12 protein-coding genes are annotated in these 13,929 nt (G+C 61.0%); 9 read left to right on the plus strand and 3 right to left on the minus strand.

Going from position 1 to position 13,929, the window contains the following annotated elements; all coding sequences use genetic code 11:
• Positions 1-3: 3 nt before the first annotated feature.
• The 9 genes from ACIOYV_RS02850 (at position 4) to ACIOYV_RS02890 (ending at position 8,792) form a co-directional block, all read left to right on the plus strand.
• Positions 4-969 carry a Gfo/Idh/MocA family protein gene (locus ACIOYV_RS02850; protein ID WP_401320665.1) on the plus strand — a complete coding sequence of 322 codons (966 nt, stop codon included), beginning with the start codon at positions 4-6 and terminating at the stop codon, positions 967-969.
• A gap of 274 nt (positions 970-1,243) precedes the next feature.
• Complete coding sequence (locus ACIOYV_RS02855) at positions 1,244-1,996, plus strand: GntR family transcriptional regulator (protein ID WP_401320666.1); 753 nt, start codon at positions 1,244-1,246, stop codon at positions 1,994-1,996.
• A complete protein-coding gene (locus tag ACIOYV_RS02860; RefSeq protein WP_401320669.1) occupies positions 1,993-3,738 on the plus strand; it encodes a fumarate reductase/succinate dehydrogenase flavoprotein subunit in 1,746 nt (581 codons plus the stop codon). Before ACIOYV_RS02855 ends, ACIOYV_RS02860 begins: the two co-directional genes overlap by 4 nt.
• Before the next feature lie 25 nt (positions 3,739-3,763).
• A complete protein-coding gene (locus ACIOYV_RS02865; protein WP_007946457.1) occupies positions 3,764-4,009 on the plus strand; it encodes a ferredoxin family protein in 246 nt (81 codons plus the stop codon).
• Between the two features lie 236 nt (positions 4,010-4,245).
• Positions 4,246-5,652, plus strand: a complete 1,407-nt coding sequence (locus ACIOYV_RS02870) for an ABC transporter substrate-binding protein (protein WP_401320670.1) — start codon at positions 4,246-4,248, stop codon at positions 5,650-5,652.
• Positions 5,653-5,921: 269 nt separating this feature from the next.
• Positions 5,922-6,704 carry an ABC transporter permease gene (locus ACIOYV_RS02875; RefSeq protein ID WP_401320672.1) on the plus strand — a complete coding sequence of 261 codons (783 nt, stop codon included), beginning with the start codon at positions 5,922-5,924 and terminating at the stop codon, positions 6,702-6,704.
• Positions 6,704-7,552, plus strand: a complete 849-nt coding sequence (locus ACIOYV_RS02880; protein WP_054047644.1) for an ABC transporter ATP-binding protein — start codon at positions 6,704-6,706, stop codon at positions 7,550-7,552. Before ACIOYV_RS02875 ends, ACIOYV_RS02880 begins: the two co-directional genes overlap by 1 nt.
• Positions 7,549-8,511 (plus strand): HEAT repeat domain-containing protein, encoded by a 963-nt coding sequence (locus ACIOYV_RS02885; RefSeq protein ID WP_401320675.1) that lies wholly within the window; start codon positions 7,549-7,551, stop codon positions 8,509-8,511. Before ACIOYV_RS02880 ends, ACIOYV_RS02885 begins: the two co-directional genes overlap by 4 nt.
• Positions 8,508-8,792 (plus strand): DUF971 domain-containing protein, encoded by a 285-nt coding sequence (locus ACIOYV_RS02890; RefSeq protein ID WP_401320676.1) that lies wholly within the window; start codon positions 8,508-8,510, stop codon positions 8,790-8,792. The genes ACIOYV_RS02885 and ACIOYV_RS02890 overlap by 4 nt, the downstream gene beginning before the upstream one ends.
• A gap of 323 nt (positions 8,793-9,115) precedes the next feature.
• Here ACIOYV_RS02890 and ACIOYV_RS02895 read toward each other — a convergent pair whose 3' ends face one another.
• The 3 genes from ACIOYV_RS02895 to ACIOYV_RS02905 all read right to left on the minus strand — a co-directional run bounded on the left by ACIOYV_RS02895 (position 9,116) and on the right by ACIOYV_RS02905 (position 13,832).
• On the minus strand, positions 9,116-10,774 hold the full coding sequence (locus tag ACIOYV_RS02895; protein WP_401320678.1) for a phosphoethanolamine transferase: 1,659 nt from the start codon (positions 10,772-10,774) through the stop codon (positions 9,116-9,118).
• A gap of 480 nt (positions 10,775-11,254) precedes the next feature.
• Entirely contained in the window at positions 11,255-11,992 is a 738-nt protein-coding gene (locus tag ACIOYV_RS02900) for a TorF family putative porin (RefSeq protein WP_401320681.1), read from the minus strand.
• Positions 11,993-12,089: 97 nt separating this feature from the next.
• Positions 12,090-13,832 (minus strand): amidohydrolase, encoded by a 1,743-nt coding sequence (locus ACIOYV_RS02905; RefSeq protein ID WP_401320683.1) that lies wholly within the window; start codon positions 13,830-13,832, stop codon positions 12,090-12,092.
• Positions 13,833-13,929 lie beyond the last annotated feature (97 nt).

Consider the following 13,929-nt stretch of genomic DNA (forward strand, 5'->3'; position numbering starts at 1 on the left):
AGTATGAACGTGGTGCGTTGGGGCATGATCGGTTGCGGCAGCGTTGCTGAACGCAAGAGCGGGCCGGCCTTCTACAAGGCGCCGGGCTCGGCGCTGGTGGCGGTGATGGGGCGACGGCTGGAAGCGGTGAGCGATTACGCCACGCGCCACGGCATCGCCCGGTTCTACACCGATGCCGAAGCGCTGATCAACGACCCCGAGGTGGACGCGGTGTACATCGCCACGCCTCCCGACAGTCACCACGCTTACGCCTTGTTGGTGGCCGCCGCCGGCAAACATTGCTGCGTCGAAAAACCGATGTCGCTGAATGCCGGGCAAAGCCGAGAGATGCAAAAGGCATTCGCCGATGCCGGGCTACACCTGTTCGTTTCCTACTACCGACGTTCGCTGCCGCGCTTCCAGCAAGTGCGCCAATGGCTGGCGCAAGGCCGGATCGGTGAAGTCCGGCACCTGACCTGGACCCTGACCAAGGCGCCTTCACCGGCGGACTTGGGCGGCAGCGATAACTGGCGCACCGACCCCGCGATTGCTGGCGGCGGCTACTTTGCCGACCTGGCGAGCCATGGTTTTGATCTGTTCCAGTACCTGCTGGGTGACGTCGTCGAAGTGGCTGGTTTCACCGCGCGACAAGCCGGGTTGTATGCCGCCGAGGATGCGGTCACCGCCAGTTGGCGGTTTGCTTCGGGCGCCACGGGTATGGGCTGCTGGAACTTCGTGGCCGACCGGCGCGAGGATCGGGTCGAGATAATTGGCAGCAAGGGGCGGATCAGTTTTTCGGTGTTCGATGAGCACCCGGTGGTGCTCGAAGCCGAAGAAACCCTCAGCCTGGATATCGATCATCACGAGCACATTCAGTGGCACCATGTGCTGGGGATGAATGCGCATATCCGCGGTGAAGCGCAGCATCCGGCGCTAGCCGGGGAAGCGCTGAAGACGGATTGGGTGATGGACCAGATCCTCAAGCGCTAACGCCACTCTTATCCGTAGCAGCTGTCGAGCAGCGCGAGGCTGCGTCCGGCGGCGAAGCCGTCGCAAACCCTGCGTACTCGGTCTGCCTGATACACCGCGTTGTCTGATTTTACGACGGCTGCGCCGCCGGACGCAGCCTCGCGCTGCTCGGCAGCTGCTACAGATGGGATCGTGTTTGCGCCGCGAATCTAACCTTATGCTTAAACAATATTTCTCAACCCCCGCATCACCTCTCTAAGATCACGTCATAACTCGTTATAACAAGTGATCTCAGATGACCGATAACGTTCTATCCCTCAGCAGCGTGCCCCTGCACACCCAGCTCCGCGACGTGCTGCGTGCGCGGATCCTCGACGGTGAATACCCGCAAGACAGCCAGATGCCCTCCGAAAGCGAACTCGGCGCGCTGTTCAAAGTCAGCCGCATCACCGTGCGTCAGGCGTTGGGCGACCTGCAAAAAGAAGGGCTGATCTTCAAGATCCACGGCAAGGGCACCTTCGTCGCCAAGCCGAAAACCTTCCAGAACGTCAGCACCCTGCAAGGCCTTGCCGAGTCCATGACCGGTCGCGGCTACGAGGTGATCAACCGCCTGCGCAGCTTCAAATTCATCGCCGCCGACAAACTGGTCGCCGAGCGTTTGCAGGTCGCCGAAGGCGAAACCGTGGCGCAGATCAAACGCGTCCGGCTGATCAATCGCGAGCCGATTTCCCTGGAAATCACCTACCTGCCCAAAGCCATCGGCGAGCGGCTGGAGAAGGCCGACCTGGTGACCCGCGATATCTTCCTGATCCTGGAAAACGACTGCGGCCTGGCCCTCGGCCACGCCGACCTGGCCATCGACGCAGTGCTGGCCGACAGCGACTTGACCCAGGCGCTGAACGTCGAAGCCGGCTCGCCGATCATGCGCATCGAGCGTCTGACCCACGATGCAGCCGGCGTTCCCGTGGACTTCGAACACCTTTACTACCGTGGCGATGCCTTCCAGTACCGCTTGCGGATCGACCGGCAAAAAGGGGTGCAGGCATGACCCACAGCTCAATAACCAGAAGCACGTTGGAGCAGGAATACGACATCGTCGTGATCGGCGGCGGCACTGCCGGGCCGATGGCAGCGATCAAGGCCAAGGAACGCAACCGCGATTTGCGCGTGTTGCTGATCGACAAGGCCAACGTCAAGCGCAGTGGCGCGATCAGCATGGGCATGGATGGCCTGAACAACGCGATCATTCCCGGCCACTCGACGCCGGAGCAGTACACCAAGGAAATCACCATCGCCAATGACGGCATCGTCAATCAGGCGGCGGTCTACGCCTATGCCACGCACAGTTTTGAAACCATCGAGCAACTCGACCGCTGGGGCGTGAAGTTCGAAAAGGATGAAACCGGCGACTACGCGGTGAAAAAGGTCCACCACATGGGCGCCTACGTGCTGCCGATGCCGGAAGGGCACGACATCAAGAAAGTCCTGTATCGCCAGTTGAAACGGGCGCGAGTCAGCATCACCAATCGCGTGGTGTGCACACGCTTGCTGACGGACGAAGAGGGCGCGGTCAACGGCCTGATGGGCTTCGACTGCCGCACTGCCGACTTCCATGTGATCAAGGCCAAGGCTGTGATCCTCGCCTGTGGCGCCGCCGGACGCCTGGGGCTGCCGTCCTCGGGTTACCTGATGGGCACCTACGAAAACCCGACCAACGCGGGCGACGGTTATGCGATGGCGTATCACGCCGGGGCCGAACTGGCGAACCTCGAATGCTTCCAGATCAACCCGTTGATCAAGGATTACAACGGCCCGGCCTGCGCCTACGTCACCGGCCCATTGGGTGGCTACACCGCCAACAACAAGGGCGAGCGCTTTATCGAGTGCGACTACTGGAGCGGCCAGATGATGTGGGAGTTCCACCAGGAACTCGAAAGCGGCAACGGCCCGGTGTTCCTCAAGCTCGATCACCTGGCCGAGGAAACCATCCAGAACATCGAAGAGATCCTGCACAGCAACGAGCGCCCGAGTCGCGGCCAGTTCCACGCCAATCGCGGCACGGATTACCGCACGCAGATGGTCGAAATGCACATCTCCGAGATCGGTTTTTGCAGCGGGCATTCGGCATCGGGAGTGTGGGTCAACGAACGGGCTGAGACTTCAGTGAAGGGCTTGTACTCGGCCGGAGATATGGCCGCAGTGCCGCACAACTACATGCTCGGTGCGTTCACCTATGGCTGGTTTGCGGGCACCAACGCGGCGGACTTTGTCGCCGGACGCGAGTTTTCAGCGGTGAATGCCCAGCAAGTCGAAATCGAAAAAACTCGGGTCTACGCACCCCTGGATCGCGAACACGGTCTGCCGCCAGCCCAGGTCGAATACAAGCTGCGGCGCTTCGTGAACGACTACCTGCAACCGCCGAAAGTGACCAAGAAGATGCAAATCGGCCTGCAACGTTTCAGCGATATCCAGCGCGATCTCGATCAGATCAAGGCCCACAACCCTCACGAGCTGATGCGTGCCATGGAAGTCAGCATGATCCGCGACTGCGCCGAAATGGCCGCCCGCGCTTCATTGTTCCGCGCCGAAAGTCGCTGGGGGCTTTACCACTACCGGGTCGATTACCCGCAACGCAACGACAGCGACTGGTTCTGCCATTGCCACCTGAAGAAGGGCGACGACGGTCAGATGACCAGTTTCAAGAAAGCCGTCGAGCCTTACATCATCCCGCTCGATGCCGAAGAAATGCAGGCCTACGACCGCCTGCGGGTCGGCGCGTTTGCGGCCTGAGTATTAAAAAAGAGAGAACCGTGAAATGGCCTATCAACCCCAGGAAATCTTCTTCCGCTCCAACGCACCGGTCACGGTCGACGAGGACCTTTGCATCGCCCACAAAGGCTGCACCGTGTGCGTCGACGTCTGCCCGATGGACCTGCTGGCGATCAACCCGGCCACACAAAAGGCCTACATGGCGTTCGACGAATGCTGGTACTGCATGCCGTGTGAAAAGGACTGCCCGACCGGCGCGGTGAAAGTCGAAATCCCGTACCTGTTGCGCTGATCTGAAAGGACGCTATCGCGAGCAAGCTCGCTCCCACAGTGGATTGAAGCCAGTCGCAAATCCTGCCTACACCACGAAACCTGTGGGAGCGAGCCTGCTCGCGAAGAGGCCGGCCCAGACAACAAAAAAGCCATCCGGCAACCACCGGACGCCTGATTCAAAACACCCCTCGTTTCCCACCACGCCCTGATCGTGGCGGAGACGAATATCCAATAAATGATTCGAGGGGATTCACCATGTTCTTGCGCGCAACACTGGCCGGTCTGGTACTGGCGTCATTCACCTTGTCAGCCTCGGCCGAAACCATCCGTATCGCCATCGGCACCCAGGACACCACCATCAACTGCGCCGCCGGCGGCCTATTGATCCGTGAGCTCGGCCTGCTGGACAAATACCTGCCCCACGACGGGCAATACAAAGACGCCAAATATGACGTGGAATGGAAAAACTTCACCAGCGGCGCGCCCCTGACCAACGAGATGGTCGCCGGCAAACTCGACTTCGGCGCGATGGCCGATTTCCCCGGTGCGTTCAACGGCGTGGCGTTCGAAACGGCGGGCAAACACAGCCTGTTTATCAGCGTGCTCTCGGGTAGCACCAAGGGCAGCGGCAACGGCATCGTGGTGCCGAGCGCTTCGGGCGTGCAGTCGTTGGCAGAGCTCAAGGGCAAGACCATTTCCGTGCCGTTCGCGTCCACCGCTCACGGCATGTTGCTGCGTGCGGTGGCCGCTCAAGGCTGGGATCCGCTGAAAGACGTGAACATCATCGCCCAGCCACCGGAAGTCGCCGGCTCGGCGTTGCAGGCCGGGAAGATCGACGCGCATGCCGACTTCGTGCCGTTCGCCGAGCTGTTCCCGAGCCGTGGTTTCGCGCGCAAGATTTACGACGGCGCCCAGGCCAACGCGCCGACCTTCCATGGTGCGTTGGTGGATCAGGCTTACGCCAAGAAGTACCCGGAAATCGTCGTGGCTTACCTGCGTGCGAGCATCGAGGCCAATCAACTGCTGGCGGCGGAACCGGAGAAATACAGCGAGCTGATCGCCAAAGTTACCGGGGTCGATGCCGAGGTGAATTACCTGTTCCACGGTCCGCTGGGGGTGCAAACCCGTGACTTGAGCTGGAAGCCGGAATACCGCCAGGCAGTCGGCACCGCCATCGATACGCTGAAGTTGTTAAAGAAGGCTGAACGTGGCCTCGACCTCAATACCTTCATCGACGACCAATACATCCGAGCCGCATTCAAAGCTTCGAACCTGGATTACACCGCGCAACTGGCCAACTACGCGCAGACACCGCTCAAGGCTGTGGATGCGGTCAGCGGCAAAGCCATTACCGATGTCAGCCACGTGGCGGAAATCTGGGTGCGCGGCGAACCGAAAGTCCGCCAGTACGCCTCGGCGGAAGCAGCGTTCACCGCGTTGGCCGGGTTGAAGGCGGAAGGCAAAAACATCCGCGCGGTGTATGCCCAGGCGAGTGACAGCGGGATCAAGTTGCTGGCGGATCAGGCGTGGTTTGCCAGCGATGCGAAAGGCCGGCTCAGCGCGTTTCTGCTGAAGGGCCAGGCCCAGCAATTTGCTACGGCGCAGGGTGGCAAGGTGTTCGACTTCACGGATGCCACCACGCAGGCCGTTGCGGTTCGCTGACCCTCGGAACACCGCAATCCCCTGTGGGAGCGAGCTTGCTCGCGATGGCAATCGTGCATTCAACATTGATGTTGGCTGGTCCGATCTCATCGCGAGCAAGCTCGCTCCCACAGGGATCTGAGTCAGGCGCAAATATCGAGTTCGCCAACGATCAACTGTGGGAGCGAGCCTGCTCGCGAAAGCGCCGGGTCAGTCACATCCATGCTGGATATGCCGACGCCTTCGCGAGCAGGCTCGCTCCCACAGGTTTCGGGTTGAGAGGAATTATTGTGTACGGATTATATTTGCGCTGGACCGCAAGAGCCGCCTCACTGCTGCTCTGCCTCCTATTCTGGCAATTCGCTGCAAGCGGTCACTGGAACCTCGGCCTTGTCACTTTCGCCAACGTCCCGACCCCACTGGCGGTGATCCAGGCCGCACTGGGCCTCGGCGACTCTGGCAAGCTCGGCCAGCACCTGAGCAGCAGCCTCAGCCGGGTCTTCGCCGGTTACCTCGCGGCGCTGGTCATCGGCATCGCGTTGGGCCTGGCCATCGGCCGTTCGAAATGGGCGGAAGACTTGCTGCTGCCACCACTGGAAGTCTTGCGACCGATCCCCGCAGTCGCCTGGATTCCCCTGGCCATCCTGATGTTCCCATCCTCGGAACTGTCGATGGTTTTCATCACTTTCACTGGCGCGCTGTTCCCGATCCTGCTCAACACCATCCACGGCGTTGAAGGCGTCGACCCACGCCTGATCGCCTCCGCCCGAAGCCTCGGCGCAGAGCGTCGCGCCATCTTGCTGGAAGTGATCCTGCCCGGCGCCGCGCCGAGCATCATCACCGGCCTCGCCATCGGCATGGGCACGTCGTGGTTCTGCCTGGTCACCGCCGAAATGATCTCCGGCCAGTACGGCATCGGCTATTACACCTGGGAGTCCTACACCATCCAGAACTACGCCGATATCGTCGTCGGCATGTTGCTGATCGGAGTGCTCGGGATGGGCAGCAGCCTGCTGATCAAACGCCTCGGCGGGCTGTTCACGCCTTGGCATCGACCACGAGGAAAAGCCTGATGAGCGTTTTTCAACACCCGGAAGGGCACATCGATATTCGCGGGTTGTCCATCAGCCTGGGCGAGGGCAGCGCCGCGTTCGAAGCGGTCCAGGGCCTGGATTGCCAGATCGAACCGGGGCAGTTCGTGTGCATTCTCGGACCGTCCGGCTGCGGCAAGTCCACCTTGCTCGGGGCCTTGGCCGGGCATCTGCAACCGCGTATCGGCACCCTGAATGTCGATGGCGCGCCGATCTCCGGCCCGTCACCGCAACGCGGCATGGTGTTCCAGCATCACACGCTGTTCCCCTGGCGCACGGTGCGCGACAACGTGGCTTTCGGCCTGAAAATGCGCGGCATCGGCAAGACCGAACGCCACAAAGCCGCCGATGAAATCCTCGCGCTGGTGGGGCTGGAAGGCTTCGCCGAGCGCTGGCCGGACCAGCTCTCCGGTGGCATGCAGCAGCGGGTCGAAATCGCCCGGGTGCTGATCAACCGCCCACGCCTGTTGCTGATGGATGAACCCTTCGGCGCCCTCGATGCGCTGACCCGATTGAACATGCAGGAACTGCTGCTGGACATCTGGACGCGGATTCGCACCACCGTGGTGTTCGTCACCCATGACATCGACGAAGCGCTGTTCCTCGCCGATCGCCTGCTGGTGATGAGCTCGCGACCCGGTCGAATCATCGAAGACCTGCGCCTGGATTTCCCTCGGCCGCGCACCACCGAGCTGGTCACCAGTCACGAATTTTCACGCTTGAAGCGTCACTGCCTCGAGTTGCTGCGTCACGAGGACGGTCGGCAATTACCACGCCTGAACCCTCTCGGACTTCCCCCAGAAAACAAACTGCCGCGATTTGCCCTATGACCTCATTATTCGAAACAACCGATAACGACGACATCCTTGCCTTGCAACCGCGCCTGACCGATGACGATCCGGGCGTGCGCCGGATTGCCCTGATCGAACTGGCCGACCTCGAAGAACCGGAAGGTTTGCTGTGGCTGGTCGATCGGCTGGCAGACGACCCGACCGAAGAAGTCCGTGCCGAAGCTGCTCGGCTATTGGAAGCCTGGGAAGATGAGCCGGTGGTCGAGGCGTTGTGCCAGGCGCTGACCGATCCATCGCCGGCCGTGCAGGCTGCGGCCGCGCAAAGTTTGAGCCTGCTGAAAAGCGAAGCCGCTGGCCGGGTGATTTTGCCTTGGACCGGGCATGCCGATATCAGTGTGCGGGTCGCGGCGTTCAGGGCCTTGCGCGAATTGCGTTTCCCCGATGCCGCTGCCGCTGCGTTGGTCGCGCTGAAGGATGAAGACGCCAGCGTACGCCGCGAAGCCGTTGGTGTACTCGGCTGGCTCAAGCAACTCGATGCGTTGCCGGCGTTAGCCCGACTGGCCAGCGACGACCCGGACACCGAAGTGCGCCGCGCCGCGACTGGCGCCCTCGGCTTGGCGTCCGATATTCAAGTGCTACCTGCGCTGCGCCAGGCTTTGCAGGATCAGGCGTGGCAAGTGCGAGAAGAAGCCGCCACCACCTTGGGCAAGGTCGGTCACACCGATGCCGGCCCGGCGCTGATCGAAGCACTGGGCGACGATTACTGGCAAGTCCGCCTGCGCGCCACCCGCAGCCTCGGCCGCCTGCGCTATGCCCCGGCACTTGAAGCGCTGATCGAAACCCTCGGCCATCGCATCAGCAACCTGCGCAAGGAAGCGGCCCTGGCCCTTGGTGAATTGAACGACCGAGGCGCGGTTGCAGCCCTGCAAGCCGCGCAAGACGATGGCGACCCGGAAGTGCGCAAGGCCGTGCGCATCGCCTTGAGTCAACTGCAATGAACCCGCTGGCGGTGGGCAACTCCCAAAGCAAACAGCAACTGCGGCTGAACTGGCCGGATGGGCGGGAGCAGTTGCTCGATCACGCTGAATTGCGCCGCCAATGCCCGTGCTCGCAATGCCGGGCGTTTCGGCTGCAAGGGCTGACGGTGAAGGTGGATTCGCGGATTCGCGTGGTCGAGCTCAACGCCCAGGGCTATGGCCTGCAACTGATCTTCAGCGACGGCCACGAACGCGGCATCTACCCCTGGCCCTACCTCTCCGGATTACCCCCAACCCCGTAGGAGCGAGGCTTGCCCGCGAAGGCGGCATACCTGACCCACCGCCTTCGCGGGCAAGCCTCGCTCCTACAAAGGATTTGCGTCGGGCGCAGGATTTATGGCCACCCGGGACCCAATGTGGGAGCGGGCTTGCTCGCGAAAGCGGTGGGTCAGCCAACGAAGATGTTGAAGGTGATGGCCTCTTCGCGAGCAGGCTCGCTCCCACAGGGGATTTGCGTCGGGCGCAGGATTTATGGCCACCCGGGACAAAATGTGGGAGCGGGCTTGCTCGCGAAAGCGGCGTACCTGACACACCGTCTTCGCGGGCAAGCCTCGCTCCTACAGGGTTATTTGCCGGCCGTCATCGGCGGTCGGCAGCCTCGGAAGATGTCTAACCCCGGCTGATACAGCGAGGTCTGGACTTCGAACAAGCCGAGCACCGAGTGGAACAGGTTGTCGTGGCTCAGGTCCGGCTGGCCGCTCTTGCCTTGCAGGCAACCACGGTCGATCCCCAACTGGGCCAAGGTGTTGTTGCCGAACCACATGACCATCGGCACATGGGTTTGCGCTTCCGGCGCGAGGGCATATGGCGCGGCGTGCAGATACAGGCCATTTTCCCCCAGGGATTCGCCATGGTCGGACACGTAGAGCATCGACGTATCGAGCGCGTCCTGATTGCGCTTGAGCAGTTCGATCACCTTGGCGAGGAAGTGGTCGGTGTAGAGGATCGTGTTGTCGTACACGTTGAGCAGCTCTTCGCGGCTGCAACTGCCCAGCTGATTGGTGTGGCAGATCGGTTTGAATCGCTCGAGTTCTTTCGGGTAGCGCTCGTAGTATTCCGGGCCATGGCTGCCGTCGGCGTGCAGGACGATGATCGCGTTGCCCTTGAGGCTGTCGATGTAGCCTTGCAGGTCCGCCAGCAGCGCTTCGTCCAGGCAATTGTTGCCGTCGCAGAACGGCCCCGGCTGGTTCTTCGCGATGTCCCGGTGCGGCACCCGCAGGCAAGTGCCCTTGCAGTCGCTGTTGTTGTCCAGCCACAGCACCTGCACGCCGGCCCGTTGCAGGATATCCAGCAAGCCTTCGTAGGTTTTGCCTTTCTTGTCGCTGTAATCCTCGCGCGGGAACATCGAGAACATGCACGGCACCGACACCGCCGTGGACGTACCGCAGGAGTGCACGTTCGTGAAGTTCAGGATATCCAGCCGGCTCAACTCGGGGTTGGTCTCGCGCTGATAGCCATTGAGCGAGAAATGGTCGGCCCGGGCGGTTTCGCCGACCACGAACACCATCAGTGATTTCTTCTCGCGGCTGGTGGCCTTGGCGCTCATCACCGCGTCTTCACCGATGGCCTGCACCACGAAGTGTTTTTTGATCCCCAACCGCTGCTTGGCGTATTTGCTGATCGCGTAGATGTAGTTGGTCGGGTTGATGAAGTGGGTGAGCTTGTCTTCCTCGCGAAAGATCGGCGCGTAGGTCGAGTAGAACGTGCCCACCGAAGCGCCGATCACCAGCACACAGGCGACGATCACCAGGATCTTGTTCAGCAGCCCGCGAAAGAACGGTCGATAACTCACTGGCCAACGCCAGACCAGCACCGCCGGCAGCACGCCGAGCAGCAACACGTAAGCCAGCAACTTGCCGTTGAACAGCGCGGTGGCTTCGGCGGGATTGGTTTCGAACACGTTCTGGATCATCACCGTGTCGATGGTGATCCCGTACTCGTTCATGAAATACGCAGCGCAGGACGAGAGCAGGGCGACGAGGGTCAGCGCCGGTTTCATCGTCCAGCGAAACGAAACCAGGGTCAAAAGCAGGGTAATGGCTGCCCACAAAAACAGCCCGAAGGAGATGAAAAATCCCAGTCTGTGTAAGCCTTGCAAGGAGATCAGAGTCCCCAGCGCGTTCCATGTTGCCAGGTTGTACAACGCCACCAGTGCCAGGGAAAACAGCAGCACCAGTCGGGTCGGAGTGATGGACGGTAAACGCAGTCCTTTGCCCAAAGCCATTTCAAACATTCCTCTACTCAAATACGGAGTGACGCGCGTAACTGTAGAAGAACATTGGTAAAAATTCCGTAAACATCCTGTAACAAGCACTGATCAAAAACTGTGGGAGCGAGCCTGCTCGCGAATGCTGTGATTCAGTCAACAGAGATGTTGAATGTGCAGTCCTCTTCGCGAGCAAGCCCGCTCCCACCGGGGATTTATGGAGTGCACAAAAGCTGTGGCCACTTGAGATCCAATGTGGGAGCGAGCTTGCTCGCGAATGCGGTGTTTCAGCCCCACCAGTATTGACTGACAGGACGCCATCGCGAGCAAGCTCGCTCCCACAGGGGATTTATGGAGTGCACATAAGCTGTGACCACTCGAGATCCAATGTGGGAGCGAGCTTGCTCGCGATGAGGCCATCTGATTCAGCATCCCTGTTGACTCACACCGCCATCGCGAGCAAGCTCGCTCCCACAGTGGGGGCTGGATTTGCGGTGGTCAGAAGGATTTGCTGATGCTGGCCACTACCGTCGCGGTGCACACGTCCTTGAAGCCCCAATTGCTCTCGCACTGGCTTTGCGAAAGGTCAGTGTCGATGTAGCTCAACCCAACCATCACCCCGGCCAGTTCGTGGCTCAGTTTCACTTCCCATTCGTGGTACGCGTCCTCGGCGTGGCCGTTAGACGCGTACAGGTGCGGGTCCTTGAAGTCCATTTCGCCGTAGCGCAGTTTCAGGCCCAGCCCGTAGGGCAATTCGGTTTCGTAGCCGACGTAGGTGTAGAGCGAACTCTGCTTGCTATCGATCCCCGGCGCATCCGCCGAGTAATAGGCCGCGAGCTTCACCCCGTAAACGCTGAGAATCCCGTAGGTCTCGCTCTGATTGAACTGGCCTTCCTTGGGGTAGGCGTATTTCAGGTAACCGAGGTCCAGGCTCACGGCATCGGTCGCCTGCCACAGCCAGCCGGCGTAGTAGTCGATTTCCTGACGGGTTTTCAGGCCACCGCCGAAATCGACGTTCGAACTCCAGGCCCCCGCGTACAAACCGCTGCTATGGGCCAGCGTGACACCAGCCTGCACAGCGGGGTCGTTCTGAGTTTGCGAGATACCACGAGTGCGGTAATCGCTGGCCAGGGTCAGGTCCACCAGTACGTTGAAGTCGTCATTCAAGGGGATGGCCTGGCTGCTCAGGGGCAACACGCTCAAGGATCCGAGGGCGAACAGGGTGAAAGCTTTCATGGGTCAGTGCCTTTGTTTTGATTGTTTTGGGCAGATAGCGGACAAGGCTGCGCCAGACCCCGACGACGAGCGAGGGGGCGGGCAGGAAGAGGTTTTCTTATAAGGTGGGTGCGTAGACTTCGCGGCCGGCGAACCAGGTTTGCAGCACTTGGGTGTCGTGAAGGGCTTTGTTGTCGACCTTGAACACATCGCGATCCAGCACGATGAAATCGGCTTGTTTGCCAGCCGTCAGCGAACCGATTTGCTTCTCCAACCCGATGGTCCGGGCGGCGTTGAGGGTGTAGGCGTAGAACATCGTTTCCCGGTCCAGACGTTCATCGCCATTCAGCACGCCCAGCGGGCCGACACGGGTGATGGCCTGGGCCATGGCATTGAAGGGGTTCGGCGAAGACACCGGCCAGTCGCTGGCGCCGGCAATGGTCGCGCCTTGTTTGAGCAACGAGTGCGCCGGGTATTGATAACGGAAGGCCAGGGCGCTGACGTAGGGCTTGATCATGTCCAGCGTGTAATCGTCGGCAGTCGCCCACAGCAGTTGCATCGAAGCGATCACGTTCAGCGGTTTGAACCGCGCAAACTCCTTCGGGTTGACCATTTGCAGGTGCGTGATCGAGTGGGTCACGCCGCTCTGGCGATCCTTGCGCGCCTGCTCGATGCCGTTCAGTGATTCGCGTACCGCACGGTCGCCGATGGCGTGGATGTGCACCAGCCAGCCGCGCTGATCAATCGCGCTGACCAGTTCGCCGAAATGCTTCGGATCGATCAGCAACTCACCCTGTTTGTGCGAGTTGCTGTACGGATCGATCATCGCCGCGCTCTGGGCCGGGTATTCGATCACGCCGTCGGCGAAGATCTTGATCCCCGGCAGCGTCAGGTTGGGAATGCCCTGGAATTGCTGGCGCACCTTGTCCAGCACATCGAGATCGGCCGGCACGCTTTTCGGATTGGCCACCAGCAGCGCGGCGACGTGCGCGGTCATGCCGCCGCTCTCGGACAGGGCTTTATAGGCCGGCAGCACGCCGACGGTTTTCTCCGTGGGCTTGAGGGCGAATACCGGCTCGCCCGGTGCGGCGTTGGCGGCGGGGTCCATCCACGCGGTGATGCCGAGACTGTTGTTGTAGCGCACCGCGGATTGCGCGGCTTTGAGCATGTCGGCAGCGCTCGGCACCGGCATTTTCGAGGCGACGCGGTCCCAACCGGCATCCACCAGGAAACCGTTGGGGCTGCCATCGGCGCGTTTGCCGATCGTGTCTTTCTCGGCGTCGGGCAGGCTTTGCAGCAGCGCAGCATCGATGCCGGCGCGTTGCAGCATCACGTCGTTGGCCCACGCGGTGTGGTGGTCGCTCCCGGTGAATACTACCGGCACCTGGGCCCATTCGCCGCTGTTGAATTTCTTGCCGAAGGCCTCGGCCTGCGCCCAATACGCCGAACTCATGCCGGCCACGCTCAGCACATCGCCATGTCTGGCCTTGCCGTCATCACGCCAGCCGCGCAGGCGTTTTTCCAGTTCGTCGAGGCTGACCACTTCGTCTTCCATATTCGCCGAGACCATTTCCAGACCGCCGAAAATCGCGTGGGAATGGCTGTCGATCAGGCCGGGCATCAGGGTTTTGCCGCCGAGATCAATCACTTTGGTGTTCGAGTCGATCAAGGCCTTGATCTGCGCATCCGTGCCGACTTTCAGCACCTTGCCGTTTTCTACCGCCAGGGCCTGCACCTTCGGTTGGGCACGGTCGGCGGTGAAAATCTTGCCATTGAGCAGCACCAGATCAGTGGCGGCCATGGCTTCCATCGAGGCAAAACTGATCGCAGCCATCAATAGATTCGGGATGAATCTTTTCATTGAATGTTTCCTTGTTATTGCGTCTGATGGCCAGATTAGTGGCTGCTCGCGCTCAGCAGAACGCCTGCCTCACGAAAAACGTTTTTGCCTGAATGGA

This window comes from Pseudomonas sp. NPDC087342, from assembly GCF_044744265.1.
GTDB lineage: Bacteria > Pseudomonadota > Gammaproteobacteria > Pseudomonadales > Pseudomonadaceae > Aquipseudomonas > Aquipseudomonas nunensis.